Below are 14,722 nucleotides of genomic sequence, written 5' to 3'. Positions count from 1 at the left end.
CTCAATTCTTTGTCGATCATTAAATAATTGTCGACAAGGAGACCGGCATGAGTTCACTCGATCAAGGCGCGCCGCTCGGGGCGATGGCAGCGCAAGGAACAACCAGCGCGAAGCGCGGCGCAACGCTGGCGCTGCTCGCCTTCGCGCAGCTCATCATCGCGCTCGACCTCAACATCGTCTTCGTGGCGTTGCCGGAGATCGGCGCCGGCCTCGGATTTTCAGGCCAGACCCTGCAATGGGTGGTCAGCGCCTATACCGTGTTCACCGGCGGCTTCCTACTGTTCGGCGGCCGGGCCGCCGACCTGATCGGCCAGCGCCGCGTCTTCATCTTCGCGCTCTGGCTCTACGCGCTCTCGTCCCTGGTCGGCGGCCTCGCATGGTCGCCGCAAATCATCATTGCGGCCCGCGCCGTGCAAGGCATCGGCGGCGCCTTCCTGTTTCCGGCGACGCTGTCGCTGATCAACCGTCTGTTCGCCGAAGGACCGGAACGCAACCGGGCGCTCGCCGTCTGGGGTGGCGCAGGCGCCAGCGGCCTGACGCTCGGTTCGCTTGCCGGCGGGTTTCTGACCAGCGCCTTCGGCTGGCCGTCGGTCTTCTACGTCAACGTGCTTTTGGCCGGGATCGCCATCATCGCGGCTTTCGCCATCATTCCGCGCGATCCGAAGCCGCACGAGCACCGCAGCTTCGATCTGCCGGGCGCGCTGACCGTCACCGCCGGCGCGACCTTGCTTGTCTTCACACTGGTTCAGGGGCCCGAATATGGCTGGGGATCGACCGCAATCATCGTCAGTGCAGCACTGGCGGCATTCTTCCTGATCGCTTTCACGATGATCGAGGCGAAGAGCGCCGATCCGCTGATGCCGCTGCGCCTGTTCCACAACCGCAGCCTCGTCGCCGGCATGACGATCACCTTCCTCTACATGGCCACTTTCGGAGCGCTGCCCTACTTCCTCACCGTGCTGTTGCAGAACGTGCACGGCTTCACCGCCTTGCAGACGGGCCTCGCCTTTCTCGTGCCGTCGGTCGCCATCGCCACCGGCACGCAAGCCGGCGAGCGTCTGGCGACGCGCTTTTCGACGCGCAGCACGCTGGTCGGCGGCATGATCGTCGGCGCGGTAGGCACAGCATTGATGGTATCAGGCGCGACCGCGGAGAGCAGCTATCTGTCCCTCGTACCCGGCCTGATCGTCTCCGGCGTTGGACAAGGCATCGTCTGGACAGCAATGTGGATTGCCGCCGCTTCCGGCGTTGCGCATGATCAGCAAGGCGTCGCCTCGGGGATGGCTTCGACGACACTCAATGTCGGCAATGCCGTCGGCATGGCCGTGCTGATTGCGATTGCGAACAGCCAAATCGGCGAATTGTCCGGCAATGCCTTGAAAATTGCCGTCGCCGACGGCATCCAGGTCGCCTTCTGGCTCGCGGCGGCGGGCATCGTCGTCAGCCTGCTCGCAGCAATGGTTCTTCCGGCAAAGGCGCGATGAGAACAGGCGCGGGCGCCGACGCCTGTCAATTCACCCGGCTGATGCAGAAATCGATGACGTCGATCAGCGCCGATTTCTGCGGCGTCGCCTCGAGCGGCGCCAGCGCGTCACGGGCGATCTCGCCGAAGTGGCGGGCGCGTCCGATGGTGTCGGCAATTGCGCCGTGGCGGAGCATCAGGCCGACGGCCTTCTCCAGTCCGGCATCGTCGGCGGCATTGTCCTCGATGGCGCGTTTCCAGAAGCTGCGCTCGGCCTTTGTGCCGCGCCGATAGGCGAGGATCACCGGCAGCGTCACCTTGCCCTCGCGGAAATCGTCGCCGACATTCTTGCCGAGGTCCTTGCTGGTGCCGCCGTAATCCAGCGCATCATCGATCAGTTGGAAGGCAAGGCCGAGATTCATGCCGTAGGAGCGGAGTGCTGCGCGATCATTGCGCGTCGCCTGGGCGATGACCGGGCCGACCTCGGCGGCGGCCGAAAACAGCGCCGCGGTCTTGGCCTTGATCACGGCGAAATGCTCATCCTCGGTGGTCTCGAGGTTTTTGGCGGCGGCGAGCTGCATCACCTCGCCTTCGGCGATGACCGAAGCCGCACTCGACAGGATGTCGAGCGCTTCCAGCGAGCCGACATCGACCATCATGCGAAAGGCCTGGCCGAGCAGGAAATCGCCGACCAAAACACTGGCCTGGTTACCCCAGATCATGCGCGCCGTCTTCTTGCCGCGCCGCATGCCGCTTTCGTCGACAACGTCGTCGTGGAGAAGTGTCGCGGTGTGCATGAATTCGACCGAGGTGGCGAGCTTGACGTGGCCGTCACCGGAATAGCCGAACATCTGGGCGGCGGCGAGCGTCAGCATCGGCCGCAGCCGTTTGCCGCCGGACGAGATCAAGTGGTTGGCAATCTCCGGGATCATCTCGACGTCGGAGCCGGCCTTCGACAGGATCAGTTCATTGACGCGCCCCATGTCGGCGGCGGTCAGGTCGATAAGGTCCTTGATCGAGGCGGCTTCCCGCTTCCCGTTTTCAATGTTGAGAACGACACCCACGGCAAAACTCCCAACCTCGATATGCACGACGGCAACATGGTCCCTGGACAGACTCTAGGGCGGCAGCCACCGGTGCGGCAAGAGGCGAATTGGCGCGGCGGCTCTGGTACATAATCACGTCCACGTTTACATCAACGCCGCAAACTGCGAGTTTCATCCGATGATAGAGCTCATCCGCACCAACGACGCCGTCATCATTTCCTTTGTCGAATCGCTAATGCGCGATGCCGGCATCGGCTTTTTCGTCGCCGACCAGAACATGAGCGTGCTCGACGGCTCGATCGGCATTCTGCCCCGCCGTGTCATGGTGGACGCCGACAAGGCCGATGCGGCGCGGCGCATCCTGACGGATGCCGGCATCGCCAACGAGATCCGCCAAAAATAATGTCCGCGTCGCCCGCTGCCCTTGTCCCGGACATGCCGGCTCATACGGTCGATGCCTTCCATCGCGGTCGCTTCTGGCTGGTGCAGCCGAGAAAGGCAGGTCACCGCGCCGGCATGGATGCGATGATGCTGGCGGCTGCCGTGCCGTCCTCGTTCGCCGGGCGGCTTGCAGACTTTGGCGCGGGTGCCGGTGCCGCCGGCCTGGCGGTACTGTCGCGCTGCCCCGGTGCCGAGGCAGTGCTCGTCGAGCGTTCTCCGGAAATGGCGGCCTTCGCCACAACCACGCTTGCCCATCCCGGCAACGCGCATCTCAGCGACCGCGCCTCGGTGCTCGTCGCCGATGTCGCGCTGTCGGGCCGGGCGCGAATGGCCGCCGGCCTCGAGGATAACAGCTTCGATTTCGTCATCATGAACCCGCCGTTCAATGCCGCCGAGGATCGCGCGACGCCCGATCCGCTGAGAAAGGCCGCGCATGTCGCGGAGGACGGGCTGTTCGACAGCTGGATCCGCAGCGCGGCGGCGGTGGTCAGGCCGGGCGGCGGGCTGGCCGTCATTGCCCGGCCGGAACAGCTCGGCGCCATCCTCGATGCCATTGCCGGCCGCTTCGGCGATGCCGAGATGCTGGCCGTCCATCCTCGCCCCGAAGCGGCAGCGATCCGCATCGTCGTCCGGGCAGCACTCGGCGCACGCGGCAAGCTGTCGATCCGGCCGCCGCTGATGCTGCATGCCTATTCAGGCAATGGCCCCTCGGAACGGGCAGAGCTGATCAATAACGGGTTGGCGTCGCTGTTCGGAGACTGATCCATTTTGATTGCCGGGGTGACGGCATTGCCGTTGGCCGGCGAATTCCTACATGCCTCAAGCAAATCGACCGGAGACAGCCCCCTCGTGAAACGTCTTTTCAATCGCCTGCTGCCGAAATCCTGGCGCTCGAACGTCGTCACCATTCCGGTCATCCGGCTGCACGGCACCATCATGCCCGGCGGCGGCCAGTTCCGGCCGAGCCTGTCGCTGGCGTCGACTGCCGGCCTTCTCGAAAAGCTGTTTTCCTTCGACGCGCCGGCGGTCGCCATCTCGATCAATTCGCCAGGCGGCTCGCCGGTGCAGTCGCGGCTGATTTTCAGGCGCATCCGCGACCTGGCAACGGAGAAAAACAAGAAGGTCCTGGTCTTCGTCGAGGACGTGGCGGCATCGGGCGGCTACATGATCGCGGTCGCCGGCGACGAGATCTTTGCCGACCCGTCCTCCATCGTCGGCTCGATCGGCGTGGTGTCGGCCTCGTTCGGCTTTCCGGAGCTGTTGAAGAAGATCGGCGTCGAGCGCCGCGTCCACACCGCCGGCCAGAACAAGGCGGTGCTCGACCCGTTCAAACCGGAAAAGAAGGAAGACGTCGAGCGCCTGAAGGCGCTGCAGCTCGAGGTCCACGAGACCTTCATCGATCTCGTCAAGGATAGGCGCGGCAGCAAGCTCAAGGACGATCCCGACCTGTTCACCGGCCTGTTCTGGACGGCCAAGAAGGGGCTCGAGCTCGGGCTGGTCGATGCCCTCGGCGACATGCGCAGCGTGCTGAAAAGCCGTTTCGGGCCGAAGACCCAGCTCAAGCTGATCACCGCGCCGCGCGGCCTGTTCGGCCGCTTCGGCCTGTTCGGCTCGAGTTTTTCGGCGCCCGATATTGCCGCCGCCGCGGCAAGCGGCGTCATCGATGCGGCGGAAGAGCGCGCGCTGTGGGCGCGCTTCGGGCTTTGAAAAGCCGGTGAAAGCGTCTAGCATAAATCATCAACCGACCCGACCGGCCGTCTTGCCGGCCTTGCGAGGGAGAGTTTGACATGCCGCAGATCATCTTCTTCGCCGTCGTCGGCATTGCCGCCTATTTCGGCTACCGCTCCTTCGTCAGGGAAGCCGAGCGGGTGACCGCCAAGGTGCGGCGTACCGAAAAGCAAGCCGCCAACGGTACGATGGGAACGCTGGTCAAGGATCCGAAGACCGGCGAATACCGTCTGGCCAAGGATTGACCGTCGTCTCCCTCGCGGCCGAGCCAGTGGATTCCGAGACCAGCATCCGGGCATCGCATGCGCACGCCAAGATAAATCTCGCGCTGCACGTCACCGGCCGGCGCGCCGACGGTTATCACACGATCGAAAGCCTGGCTGTGTTCACGCGCTTCGGCGACCGCATCGAGACGGAACTTGCCGACAGCGACGGGTTTTCCGTGTCCGGCAAATACGCCTCCGCGGTACCGGCCGACGACAATAATCTGGTGGCGAAAGCGCGCGACGCGCTGCGTCGCGAGGCCGGTCCCCAGCATGCGCCGGCTGTCGCCATCAGGCTCGAAAAGAACCTGCCGGTCGCGTCCGGCGTCGGCGGCGGGTCAAGCGACGCGGCGGCTGTGCTGCGTGCTCTGGTCCAGGCCTGGAGGCTCGACATCGGCGATGCCGAACTGGCGCGGATCGGCCTGTCGCTTGGCGCCGACGTGCCGATGTGCCTCGCAGCCAAGCCGCTGATAGCCCGCGGCATCGGCGACGAGCTGACGCTCGTGCGGAGTTTCCCGGCCCTGGGTCTGGTGCTCGTCAATCCAGGAACTGCCGTCTCGACGGCCGAAGTGTTCGAGGCGCTTGGCCGCCGCGACAATGCGGGGCTGCCGCCGCTGCCGCACAGCCTCGACTTCCACAGCATCCGCAACTGGCTGGAGATCACCCGCAACGATCTCGAGCCTGCGGCGCGTGCAATCCAGCCCGCCATCGGCAAGGCGCTTTCTGTGCTCAACAAGGCTGGAGCCGGTTTTGCCAGAATGTCTGGTTCCGGCGCCACCTGTTTCGGGCTGTTCGAGACCGGCAATGTGGCCAAGCGCGCGGCCGTCGATATCCGCAGCCGCCATCCCGACTGGTTTGTCGCCGCGACGCGAAGCATGACATCGGAGGCTGAGGCGCATGGCCAGGATTGACGAGAGCCGCCCGTTCGTTCCCGTACGCATCGCGGTACTGACCGTTTCAGATACGCGCAGCCTCGCCGACGACAAATCCGGGCAGACCCTGGCCGACCGCATCACCGAGGCCGGCCACATCCTCGCCGCTCGTGACATCGTCACCGACGACCGCGACAAGATCCGCGACAAGGTTTTGGGCTGGTCGAAGGACGATGCGATCGATGTCGTCATCACCACCGGCGGCACCGGCTTCACCGGCCGCGACGTGACGCCGGAGGCGCTGGAGCCGATCTTCGAAAAGCGCATGGACGGCTTTTCCGAAGTGTTCCACCGCATCTCCTACGACAAGATCGGCACTTCGACGATCCAGAGCCGGGCAACCGGCGGCGTCGTCAACGCCACCTTCGTCTTCGTGTTGCCGGGCTCGCCCGGCGCCTGCAAGGACGCCTGGGACGGCATTTTGAAGCCGCAGCTCGACTATCGGCACATGCCCTGCAACTTCGTCGAGATCATGCCGCGCCTGGACGAGCATTTGCGGCGCGGCTGAGACGGAGCGAGGTATCAGCCGGGCGATCCCGCCTCAGCGAATGACCGGCTCGCCGTGAAACCGCCGGCGCGACGGCGGCGAGACGCCGAAGCCGACTTCCATCATCAGTCGTGGCGTGCGCGTCGGCACGGTACCCATATGGAAGCCGAACGGATCCTCGACAAAGCCGAGACCGGCCTGCCCCGTCAGCGTGACCGGGCTCTGCTCGCCATAGACGCCCAGCACCTCTTCCGCCGAATGGCCGACCAGAAGCGTCAGCTGATGCTTCAGGATGCGGCGGTTGTGGGAGCCGCGGACATAGACATGCGGCCCGGTGTCGTTGTCGACCGGCACCAGGTAGAAAAAGAACTTCAGCATGCGCCAGTCGTCGAGGTCGAAATGGTATTTGCCGAGCGAAGCCATGTTCTTGTCGGCGTCCGAGACGCCACCGGTCGGAAAGCTCCACCAGACGCGGGTGGTGATCAGCTTGGCCTGGCTGCCGAGATAGTGCGCTGCGATGTCGAGGAGTAGCGGATCGCGCTGCACGGCGACCGCAGCGTTGCAGTCGAGGACCCGCTCGAAATAGTGGCCGCTGAGCAGCGGGCGGCCGAAATGCTTTTCTGCATCGGCGTGTTTTTCGGGCAGGAATTCCAGCCGGCGGTCGAAATTGCCGAAGCATGGCGTGTGCTCGGCGAAGCGGGCGATCTCCTCATGGATGGCGGCTGGCAGCGTCAGGCCCGAATAGAGCCCCTCCGTCCGCAGCGCGCCGACGACGGCATCGCGATCGACGCCGGCGAACATCGTTTCACTGACATTGCGCGCCGGCCGAACCGGCTTCGCACCGCGCCAGTGCAGCCGCCGCGCCGGCATGGTGCGCGCCAGCATGAACATCGGCAGCCATGCCGGATTCTCGCGAAGGTCGGAAAGATAGGTCGGAATGCGGGCGGCGATGCGGCGCAGCGTACCGCCGTTGCGTGCGATCGCCTCGAGGCTTGCAGCGCCGGACTTGTCAGGGCTTGAAAGGGTCATCGGGGTCCTCAAATGTCGAGGGAACAGCATCGACGATAGTCGTCGTCGCCGCTCCGGCACACCCCAAACCCATTCGCCCGTATCGCTGGGAATGGTAACCCCCGGCCAGATTTTGTGCAATGCACAATAAACGACAACCCGCCAGAAAATTTGCTTGGGCGGCGTTCCCTAGGCCGGGATGGTAAGCCGTCACTTCCGCGGCGCCACCCAGATCTCGGCGTGGAGCCTTCTTGTCGCCAGGCCGCGGGCGATGGCTTCGGCGCTGCGGGCGCCCTTCGACAGCGCAGCGGCGTGACGCTTGCTGATCACCAAGCCTTCGGCGAGGGCGCGATTTCCGGCAAAGACCCGCGACAGGAACGGCGCGCGGCTGCCGCGTGCCCGCGAAAATCGCGCCGCCATGGTTTGCCTAGCAGTATGGGCGACGACCTCGTCGATCCAGCCCTCCCCCAGCCGCGCGCCCGGTTCCAGCAAGAGCAGCCAGTCGCCCTTGGCCTGCCTGATGCCGGCGGCGATGCCGCCGCTGACATAGTGGCAGCCGGCATGTTCGGCGACGCGGTGCGTCTGATCGGTCGAGCCGGTGTCGCAGACGAGAACGTCGCGCACCACGCCTTCGACCGCACCGCCGATCAGCGAGGCGAGCGTGCGGGCGAGGCCCTCCTCGTCGTTCAGGGTTTCGATCAGGACGCTGAGCATGTTTAGCCGAATAGCGGAAAGCGGTGGGCAGCGCCAGTTTTTGCGGCGCGCCATCAGAAAGTTCTTGCTTTGTTCCACTCAATGCGATAGGAATACATTCATGAGCAGAGCGATTCGACAGCGGGCGGACAGTCCCTGGGAAAGGGCCAAAATGGAACAGATCGTGCGTGCCGACATTGCCGCCTTCGGCGCTGGCAGGGCCGAGATGGCGAATGCGATGATCGAGCAGAGCGGCATGCGCGTCCGTCCGGACCGCAATCGCGGCAGGTCGGCGGGCATCAATCCGTCCGGCCGTTTCGAGCCGGTCAGCCGGCATGTGTTCGACGACGGCTGGAACTCGCTGGAGGAGCTGCCACCGTTCAAGACCGAGGTACAGGTCGAGAAGCCGCGCACCATCATCACCCGCAACGAATCGCCCGACATCTCCTTCGACCGCTCGATCAATCCCTATCGCGGCTGCGAACATGGCTGCGTCTATTGCTTCGCGCGGCCGACGCACAGCTTCATGGGCCTGTCGCCGGGGCTGGATTTCGAATCGAAGCTGTTTGCCAAGCCGGATGCGGCGCGGCTGCTCGACAAGGAATTGTCCAGGGATAATTACCAGCCGCGCACCATCGCCATCGGCACCAACACCGATCCCTACCAGCCGATCGAGAAGCAATACCGGATCATGCGCGAGATCCTCGAAGTGCTGGAGGCGCGCGGGCATCCGGTCGGCATCGTCACCAAGTCAGCGCTGGTGACACGCGACATCGACATTCTGTCACGCATGGCCGAACGCGGGCTGGCCAAGGTGGCACTGTCGGTGACGACATTGGACAGGATGCTGGCCAGAACGATGGAGCCGCGCGCGTCGACGCCGACCAAGCGGCTGGAGGCGATCAGGCAGCTTTCGGACGCCGGCATTCCGGCCTCGGTGATGGTCGCGCCGATCATCCCCGGACTGACCGACTCGGAAATGGAGCGCATCCTCGATTCGGCGCAGGCAGCGGGCGCGCGTGAAGCGGGCTATGTGCTGCTGCGCCTGCCGCTGGAGGTCGCGCCGATCTTCAAGGACTGGCTGCTGCGCCACTATCCCGACCGCTATCGCCACGTCATGTCGCTGATCCGTTCGATGCGCGACGGCAAGGACTACGATTCGGAATGGGGCAAGCGCATGAAAGGCTCCGGCCCTTATGCCTGGCAGATCGGCCGCCGTTTCGAGATCGCCGCCAAACGGCTCGGCCTCAATGCCGAGCGGCGCTCGCTGAGGACCGACCGGTTCGTCCCCGCCGCCAAGGCAACCGAGCAGCTGATGCTGCTGTGACAAAGCGTCTCGCGCCAGCCGCTTGAAGCGGCCGCAGCAGGCGAAAAATCCCGTCCGGCCTGTCCTGTCCCCGGGCTTGCAGACGGTAGCCCCTCCTGGTCCGGTGCCCCGCCCGACCCGGAGGGGACTTGCGGAGAATCGGAGCCGATGCGAACCTCGCCGCACCATGGCTCGCCCGCGTTCCGATTCTCCGCTTCTCTTCGAAATCGTCGAGAAACCCGACTTCTCGTTCGAGACGAAGGCGATGGCCGAAGGCCTGTGGCCGGTGGCGGGGATGGACGAGGCCGGCCGCGGCCCGCTCGCCGGGCCGGTGGTGGCTGCAGCGGTGGTGCTCGATCCCGCCAACATCCCCGACGGCCTCGATGATTCCAAGCGGCTGACGCATTTGCAGCGCGAGGCGCTGTTCCTGAAAATCCTCGGCTCCGCACTCGCCGTATCGATGGCCTCGGTCAGCGCCGAAGGCATCGATGCCTCCAACATCCTCAAGGCCAGCCTGGAGGCGATGCGCCGTGCAGTGGCCGGCCTGTCAATCCGGCCGAAGCTGGCGCTGGCCGACGGCCGCGACGTGCCGCCCGGCCTGCCCTGCGAGGGCAAAGCGCTGATCAAGGGCGACCAGCGCTCGCAGTCGATCGCTGCAGCCTCGATCGTCGCCAAGGTGTTGCGCGACCGCATGATGTGCGGCTGCGGCAGCCATCATGCGCGTTACGGCTTCGAGCTGCATATGGGCTACGCCACTGTGCGCCATCGCACGGCGATCGATCTGCACGGGCCAGTGGCACGGCTGCACCGCGCCTCCTTCGCGCCGTTCCGGTTCGGCGGCACCGAGGTGCTGGAGGAAGAGGGCCTTTCGGGCCTGGATTGAGCGAAAGCGGCTAGGCGTAATCTCCCCCTCGAGGGGGAGATGGCCAGGCCAGAGGGGGTCGCCTCGCGTGAAGCGCCAACCTTCTCTTTCGTCCCACATGGCGTCGCGCCAGGACGTACTGACCCCCTCTGTCGCCTTCGGCGACATCTCCCCCTCGAGGGGCCTTACAGGGGGAGATTTGCGCTCAGCCGCTTTCGCTAACAAAAAAGCCGCCAGGTTTCCCAGGCGGCCTTGGATGAATTTCTCGACGACGTCGCTTAATTCAGCTTCGACTTCAAATCCTGCAGCGAGGCGTTGAAAAGGTCGGCGCCGGCCTTGGCGTCGATCTTGCCGGCCAGCAGCGCGCGCGCGGCTTCGACCGCGATGTCGACGGCGCTGGCGCGCACTTCGCCGATCGCCTCGCGCTCGGCCTGGCCGATCTTCTGCTCTGCCAAGGCGGTACGCCGGGCGACATAATCCTCGGTCTTCTTGTGCGCCTCGGCGGCGAGCATGTCGGCTTCGCGCTTGGCGGCGGCGACGATGGCCGCGGCCTCCTGCTCGGCTTCCTTGCGCTTGCGCTGATATTGGCCGAGCAACTGCTGGGCCTCTTCGCGCAACCGGCGCGCTTCCTCGAGTTCGCTGCTGATCTTGTCGGCACGGGCATCGAGCGCCTTGGCGATCATGCCCGGCACCTTGATGTAGATGGCAATGCCGAGGAAGATTATGAGGGCAACGGTTGCCCAAAGCGTCGCGAGAGATGTGGCGTCCATGATGCGCTCCTCACCCGGCCACGGATTTGACCGCGGCCGCGATCTCGGCCTTGCTGGCCTTGCCGCCGACCAGCGCCTCGACGATGGCCGAAGCGGTGTCCTCGGCGATCGTGCCGACTTCCTTCATGGCATTGGCCTTGATGGAAGATATGCGCGCCTCGGCCTCGCCAAGCTTCTGGTCAAGCGCTGCCTCGATCGTCTTGCGGGCAGCCTCGGCTTCCGCCTTGGCCGCATCGTTGGCCTGCTGGCCGATCGCATTGGCCTTGCCCTTGGCTTCCGCCAATTCCTGCTCATAGGCGGCAACGGCGGCATCGGCCTCGCCTTTCAGCCGGGCAGCATGATCGAGATCCTGCGTGATGCGGTCGTTGCGCACGTCGATGATGCCGCCGACGCGCGGCATCACTACCCGCTTCAAGAAGAGGTAGAACAGCCCGAAAGTGATTGCCAGCCACAGCAGCTGTGACGGGTACGTCGCCGGATTGAATGGCGGGAACGTGCCGTGCGCCTCGGCAGGCACGCCGGTGGCGGCGTGCGTTTCGCCTTCCGTTGCGGCGGGCGCGGACTCTTGCGCAAAGGCAGATGTCACGAACATGGACTATCCCCGAAATTCAGACCCGCCGCAGGATCGCGGCCGGCCTGTTCAATTCTTCCCAATGTTCAGCCGAACAAGTATTCAGCCGAACAGGGCGAGAAGCGCGATGAGAAGCGAGAAAATACCCAGCGCTTCGGTCACGGCGAAGCCGAAAATCAGGCGGCCGAACTGGCCGTCGGCGGCCGACGGGTTGCGCAGCGCGCCCGCCAGATAGCTGCCGAATATGTTGCCGAGGCCAATGCCCGCGCCGCCCATGCCGAGGCATGCGATGCCGGCGCCGATGTACTTTGCTGCTTCTGCGTCCATTTGTTCAACTCCTTGGGATCTAAAATTCCGTTGCAAATTCGATCCGGCGGCAATGCCGGAAACCTTGTTAGTGCCCGGGATGCAGGGCGTCGTTGAGATACATGCAAGTCAGCACGGCAAAGACGTAGGCCTGCAGGAACGCGACCAGCAGCTCCAGCGCCGTCAGCGCCACGGCCATCGCCAGCGGCAGAACCGAGCCCGCCACGCCGACCGCGCCGAGCGCGCTCAGGCTGACGACAAAGCCCGAGAACACTTTCAGCGTGATGTGACCGGCAAGCATGTTGGCGAACAGACGAACCGAGAGGCTGACCGGACGCGAGACGAAGGAAATCACCTCGATCAGCACCACCAGCGGCAGCAGGTAGACCGGCACGCCATGCGGGACGAACAGCTTCAGGAAGCCAAAGCCGTGCTTGGTGAAGCCGTAGACGACGACCGTTCCGATCACCAGCGCAGCGAGGCCGAAGGTGACGATGATGTGGCTGGTGATGGTGAAGAAATATGGGAACAGGCCAAGCAGGTTGGCGACAAGCACGAACATGAACAGCGAGAACACGAAGGGGAAGAACTTCATGCCTTGCGTGCCCGCGGCGTCCCTCAGCATATTGCCGACAAATTCATAGGCCATTTCCGAGACCGACTGAAGGCGGCCGGGAACGAGGCTGCGGCTCGACGTGCTGAGGTAGAGAAACGCCGATGCAACAGCAACCGTCGCAAGCATAAACAGAGCCGAATTGGTGAAAGACAGGTCGTAGCCGCCGATGTGAATCGGAATGATCGGCTGAATCTGGAACTGGTGGATCGGATCGACCTTGTCAGCAGCCACTTTAAATCCCCATCGAAGCCGCAGACGGCTTGAGTATCCTGTTCAATGCGCCGGCATGCGGCGCCTCAATTCATTCTTTCGGATCGCGCGGTTTGTCGCCCGTTCCGAATTCCGACACAAGCCCGGCTGAACGCAGGACATTGAGCACGCCGGCGCCAAAACCCAGCAACAGCCCGACTATCAGACCCCATGGCGATGTCCCCGCCACGCGATCGATAAACCAGCCGAGAGCCGCGCCGACCACTATCCCGGCGATGAACTCGCTGGACAGCTTGAGCGCCTGGCCGTACCCGGCCACACTGCCCGCTTTCGCGTCGTCTTTCCCCTCGAGCCGGTCCGGCCGCCTTGTCGCAAGCGATGCTTCAAGGTCGCGCCGACGGCGCTCAAGATCGTCGTCGCGGATGTCGGCTTCATGCTGCTTGCCGCGGCCGGTTTTTCCGGTTCCGTCTGGCCCATTCTTGTCGGCCACGCAACCCCCCTGCCCGGTCAGACCGTCACCGTCCGTCCGCTTCTTAAAGTCGCCGGCAACATAGTTAGAGGGTCCGCGCCCGTCAAGCCACGAGCGGACGTTCAAGCTCAAGTATTTTTTCGTTATAAATCAGCTACTTGCTTGGGTGCGACATCGTGCCCGACGCGGTCTCTGGCGGGCTGCGGCCGAATCCCCACGACGACGGGTCTTCGATCGGCCGCTCTCCCGCGAAAGATGCAAGGGCTGCCCGAGCACTCAGCTCCAGCCGCCGCCATAGGTGCGGTAGAAGATATGCAGGCCGATCCTGGTCATTTTCTTCATCGTCCTCGCCCAGCCCGGATGGACGTAGTTGGCGTAATAATGGGTCGACGAGCCGACTTCCGGAATGAATATCTTGCCGGCTGTGACGGCCATGGCGACATCCTGGGCGGTCTTGTAGGCGGCGGGATTGTCGATGCGCTTCTTCCTGCCGTCGCAGGCGAAGGAAAACTGGCAGCGGTTGAACCAGTTGTCGTTCTGGTAGACGACGCCGCAGATCGAGTTCGGATAGGCCGGGTTGCGGACGCGGTTGAGGATAACCTGGGCGACGGCGGCCTGGCCGCGCACGGATTCGCCGCGCGCCTCGAAATAGATGCCGTTGGCGAGACAGGCCTGCTCCGGTTTGGAAAAGACGCTCGCCGGCAGCGGCGTCTGCATCCAAGAATGATCGCCCTTGCTCAGCGGTGGAATGAAGCGGCCATCGTTCGGGTCCTCGTCCTGCAGCAAGGCCTCGAAAGGCGATGCCTTGGCATAGTCGGGAGCCGACGAGGCATAGGCGGTTGCCAGCACGTCGGGATGATCGTTGTTGACCAGCGCGGCAAGCATCGCCGGCACGCCGGGATCCGGCTTCTTGTCGACGCGCGTGTGGAAGGCGGCGGCGATCTGGATTTCCTTGCCTTTGATCTCGGGCTTGGCGAAAGCCATCCTCAGGCCGCTGTCCATGCTTGGGCGGAGCAGTGAGGAGGTGCGCTCGAAGATCGAGCCGGCGTTGAAGTTCTTCGGCGGCGAGACGGGCGAGACCTGGATGATGCGGCCCTTCTTGTCGGCACGCGTGATACGGTTCTCGTCCGGCGTCGTGCCGGCGATGCCGCCCTTGCCGCGAAACGAGACGGAGCCGATGCCGGGCAGTTGGACGCCGGAGCCGGAGAGCGAGCCGGTGCTGCTGGAATCGAGGAAGGGCATTTCGGCGGCGTGAACGGAGCCGGCGACGGACTTCTCGACATAGGCGTTCCAGCGGACGCTCGGCGCCTCAAGGCCGGAGACCAGGCTTGTCATGTCCTGATAGGCAGCGACCGTCGGAAAGCCGATCCAGATGCCAAGGCCAATAATAAACGGAGACAGGAAGGAACGTTTTTTGTCACCGGCGGCGGCGACAAGCCGCGTCAAAACACGTCGATGCACGGAACTCTCCAGAAACGCAACGGACCCCACTGGAGAGCTACAATGATGCATTAACCTTGATGGGGCGTTAACAGCTTAGAACGTTGTTTTC

The 14,722-nt window shown here is 64.4% G+C and carries 18 protein-coding genes; 9 read left to right on the top strand and 9 right to left on the bottom strand.

Features of this window, described 5'->3' with window-relative positions:
- Positions 1-47 precede the first annotated feature (47 nt).
- Complete coding sequence (locus NKH37_RS21665; protein ID WP_198030447.1) at positions 48-1,484, top strand: MFS transporter; 1,437 nt, start codon at positions 48-50, stop codon at positions 1,482-1,484.
- Between the two features lie 25 nt (positions 1,485-1,509).
- Here NKH37_RS21665 and NKH37_RS21660 read toward each other — a convergent pair whose 3' ends face one another.
- Positions 1,510-2,526: a polyprenyl synthetase family protein gene (locus tag NKH37_RS21660; RefSeq protein ID WP_023716865.1), complete on the bottom strand. Its 1,017-nt coding sequence runs from the start codon at positions 2,524-2,526 to the stop codon at positions 1,510-1,512.
- Between the two features lie 160 nt (positions 2,527-2,686).
- On the opposite strand from NKH37_RS21660, the gene NKH37_RS21655 reads away from it, so the two are divergent.
- The 6 genes from NKH37_RS21655 to moaB all read left to right on the top strand — a co-directional run bounded on the left by NKH37_RS21655 (position 2,687) and on the right by moaB (position 6,380).
- On the top strand, positions 2,687-2,911 hold the full coding sequence (locus NKH37_RS21655; protein ID WP_023716864.1) for a putative signal transducing protein: 225 nt from the start codon (positions 2,687-2,689) through the stop codon (positions 2,909-2,911).
- A complete protein-coding gene (locus tag NKH37_RS21650; protein ID WP_352483733.1) occupies positions 2,911-3,711 on the top strand; it encodes a tRNA1(Val) (adenine(37)-N6)-methyltransferase in 801 nt (266 codons plus the stop codon). The genes NKH37_RS21655 and NKH37_RS21650 overlap by 1 nt, the downstream gene beginning before the upstream one ends.
- 87 nt (positions 3,712-3,798) lie before the next feature.
- Positions 3,799-4,656, top strand: coding sequence for a S49 family peptidase (locus tag NKH37_RS21645; protein ID WP_023716862.1), 858 nt, complete (start codon positions 3,799-3,801; stop codon positions 4,654-4,656).
- 80 nt (positions 4,657-4,736) lie between these two features.
- The gene (locus NKH37_RS21640; RefSeq protein WP_023674078.1) at positions 4,737-4,922 is read left to right on the top strand and encodes a membrane protein; all 186 of its coding nucleotides are present in this window, start codon (positions 4,737-4,739) and stop codon (positions 4,920-4,922) included.
- 26 nt (positions 4,923-4,948) lie between these two features.
- Entirely contained in the window at positions 4,949-5,851 is a 903-nt protein-coding gene (locus tag NKH37_RS21635; protein WP_023716861.1) for a 4-(cytidine 5'-diphospho)-2-C-methyl-D-erythritol kinase, read from the top strand.
- Positions 5,838-6,380 (top strand): molybdenum cofactor biosynthesis protein B, encoded by a 543-nt coding sequence (gene moaB, locus NKH37_RS21630; RefSeq protein WP_023716860.1) that lies wholly within the window; start codon positions 5,838-5,840, stop codon positions 6,378-6,380. The genes NKH37_RS21635 and moaB overlap by 14 nt, the downstream gene beginning before the upstream one ends.
- A 33-nt stretch (positions 6,381-6,413) precedes the next feature.
- Here moaB and NKH37_RS21625 read toward each other — a convergent pair whose 3' ends face one another.
- Together NKH37_RS21625 and NKH37_RS21620 are read right to left on the bottom strand one after the other, a co-directional pair.
- Positions 6,414-7,388 (bottom strand): phytanoyl-CoA dioxygenase family protein, encoded by a 975-nt coding sequence (locus NKH37_RS21625; RefSeq protein WP_023716859.1) that lies wholly within the window; start codon positions 7,386-7,388, stop codon positions 6,414-6,416.
- Between the two features lie 189 nt (positions 7,389-7,577).
- The gene (locus NKH37_RS21620; protein ID WP_352548747.1) at positions 7,578-8,081 is read right to left on the bottom strand and encodes a glycosyltransferase; all 504 of its coding nucleotides are present in this window, start codon (positions 8,079-8,081) and stop codon (positions 7,578-7,580) included.
- Positions 8,082-8,232: 151 nt separating this feature from the next.
- Between NKH37_RS21620 and NKH37_RS21615 the strand changes: the two genes are divergently transcribed.
- Entirely contained in the window at positions 8,233-9,387 is a 1,155-nt protein-coding gene (locus tag NKH37_RS21615) for a PA0069 family radical SAM protein (protein ID WP_352483734.1), read from the top strand.
- Positions 9,388-9,553: 166 nt separating this feature from the next.
- The gene (rnhB, locus tag NKH37_RS21610; RefSeq protein WP_352483735.1) at positions 9,554-10,249 is read left to right on the top strand and encodes a ribonuclease HII; all 696 of its coding nucleotides are present in this window, start codon (positions 9,554-9,556) and stop codon (positions 10,247-10,249) included.
- A gap of 257 nt (positions 10,250-10,506) precedes the next feature.
- Here rnhB and NKH37_RS21605 read toward each other — a convergent pair whose 3' ends face one another.
- The 6 genes from NKH37_RS21605 to NKH37_RS21580 all read right to left on the bottom strand — a co-directional run bounded on the left by NKH37_RS21605 (position 10,507) and on the right by NKH37_RS21580 (position 14,631).
- Positions 10,507-10,998 (bottom strand): F0F1 ATP synthase subunit B, encoded by a 492-nt coding sequence (locus tag NKH37_RS21605; protein ID WP_023716855.1) that lies wholly within the window; start codon positions 10,996-10,998, stop codon positions 10,507-10,509.
- Positions 10,999-11,008: 10 nt separating this feature from the next.
- Positions 11,009-11,590 (bottom strand): F0F1 ATP synthase subunit B, encoded by a 582-nt coding sequence (locus tag NKH37_RS21600; RefSeq protein WP_023716854.1) that lies wholly within the window; start codon positions 11,588-11,590, stop codon positions 11,009-11,011.
- An 81-nt stretch (positions 11,591-11,671) separates the two neighbouring features.
- A complete protein-coding gene (locus tag NKH37_RS21595) occupies positions 11,672-11,896 on the bottom strand; it encodes a F0F1 ATP synthase subunit C (RefSeq protein ID WP_006206606.1) in 225 nt (74 codons plus the stop codon).
- 67 nt (positions 11,897-11,963) lie between these two features.
- Positions 11,964-12,722, bottom strand: coding sequence for a F0F1 ATP synthase subunit A (locus NKH37_RS21590; protein ID WP_023716853.1), 759 nt, complete (start codon positions 12,720-12,722; stop codon positions 11,964-11,966).
- Between the two features lie 70 nt (positions 12,723-12,792).
- A complete protein-coding gene (locus NKH37_RS21585; protein WP_023716852.1) occupies positions 12,793-13,191 on the bottom strand; it encodes an AtpZ/AtpI family protein in 399 nt (132 codons plus the stop codon).
- A 255-nt stretch (positions 13,192-13,446) separates the two neighbouring features.
- Positions 13,447-14,631, bottom strand: a complete 1,185-nt coding sequence (locus tag NKH37_RS21580; RefSeq protein ID WP_023716851.1) for a cell wall hydrolase — start codon at positions 14,629-14,631, stop codon at positions 13,447-13,449.
- Between the last annotated feature and the right edge of the window lie 91 nt (positions 14,632-14,722).

The sequence above is a fragment of the Mesorhizobium sp. M1217 genome (assembly GCF_040318275.1).
Taxonomy (GTDB): Bacteria; Pseudomonadota; Alphaproteobacteria; order Rhizobiales; family Rhizobiaceae; genus Mesorhizobium.
This window is presented reverse-complemented; position numbering and strand designations above follow the sequence as displayed.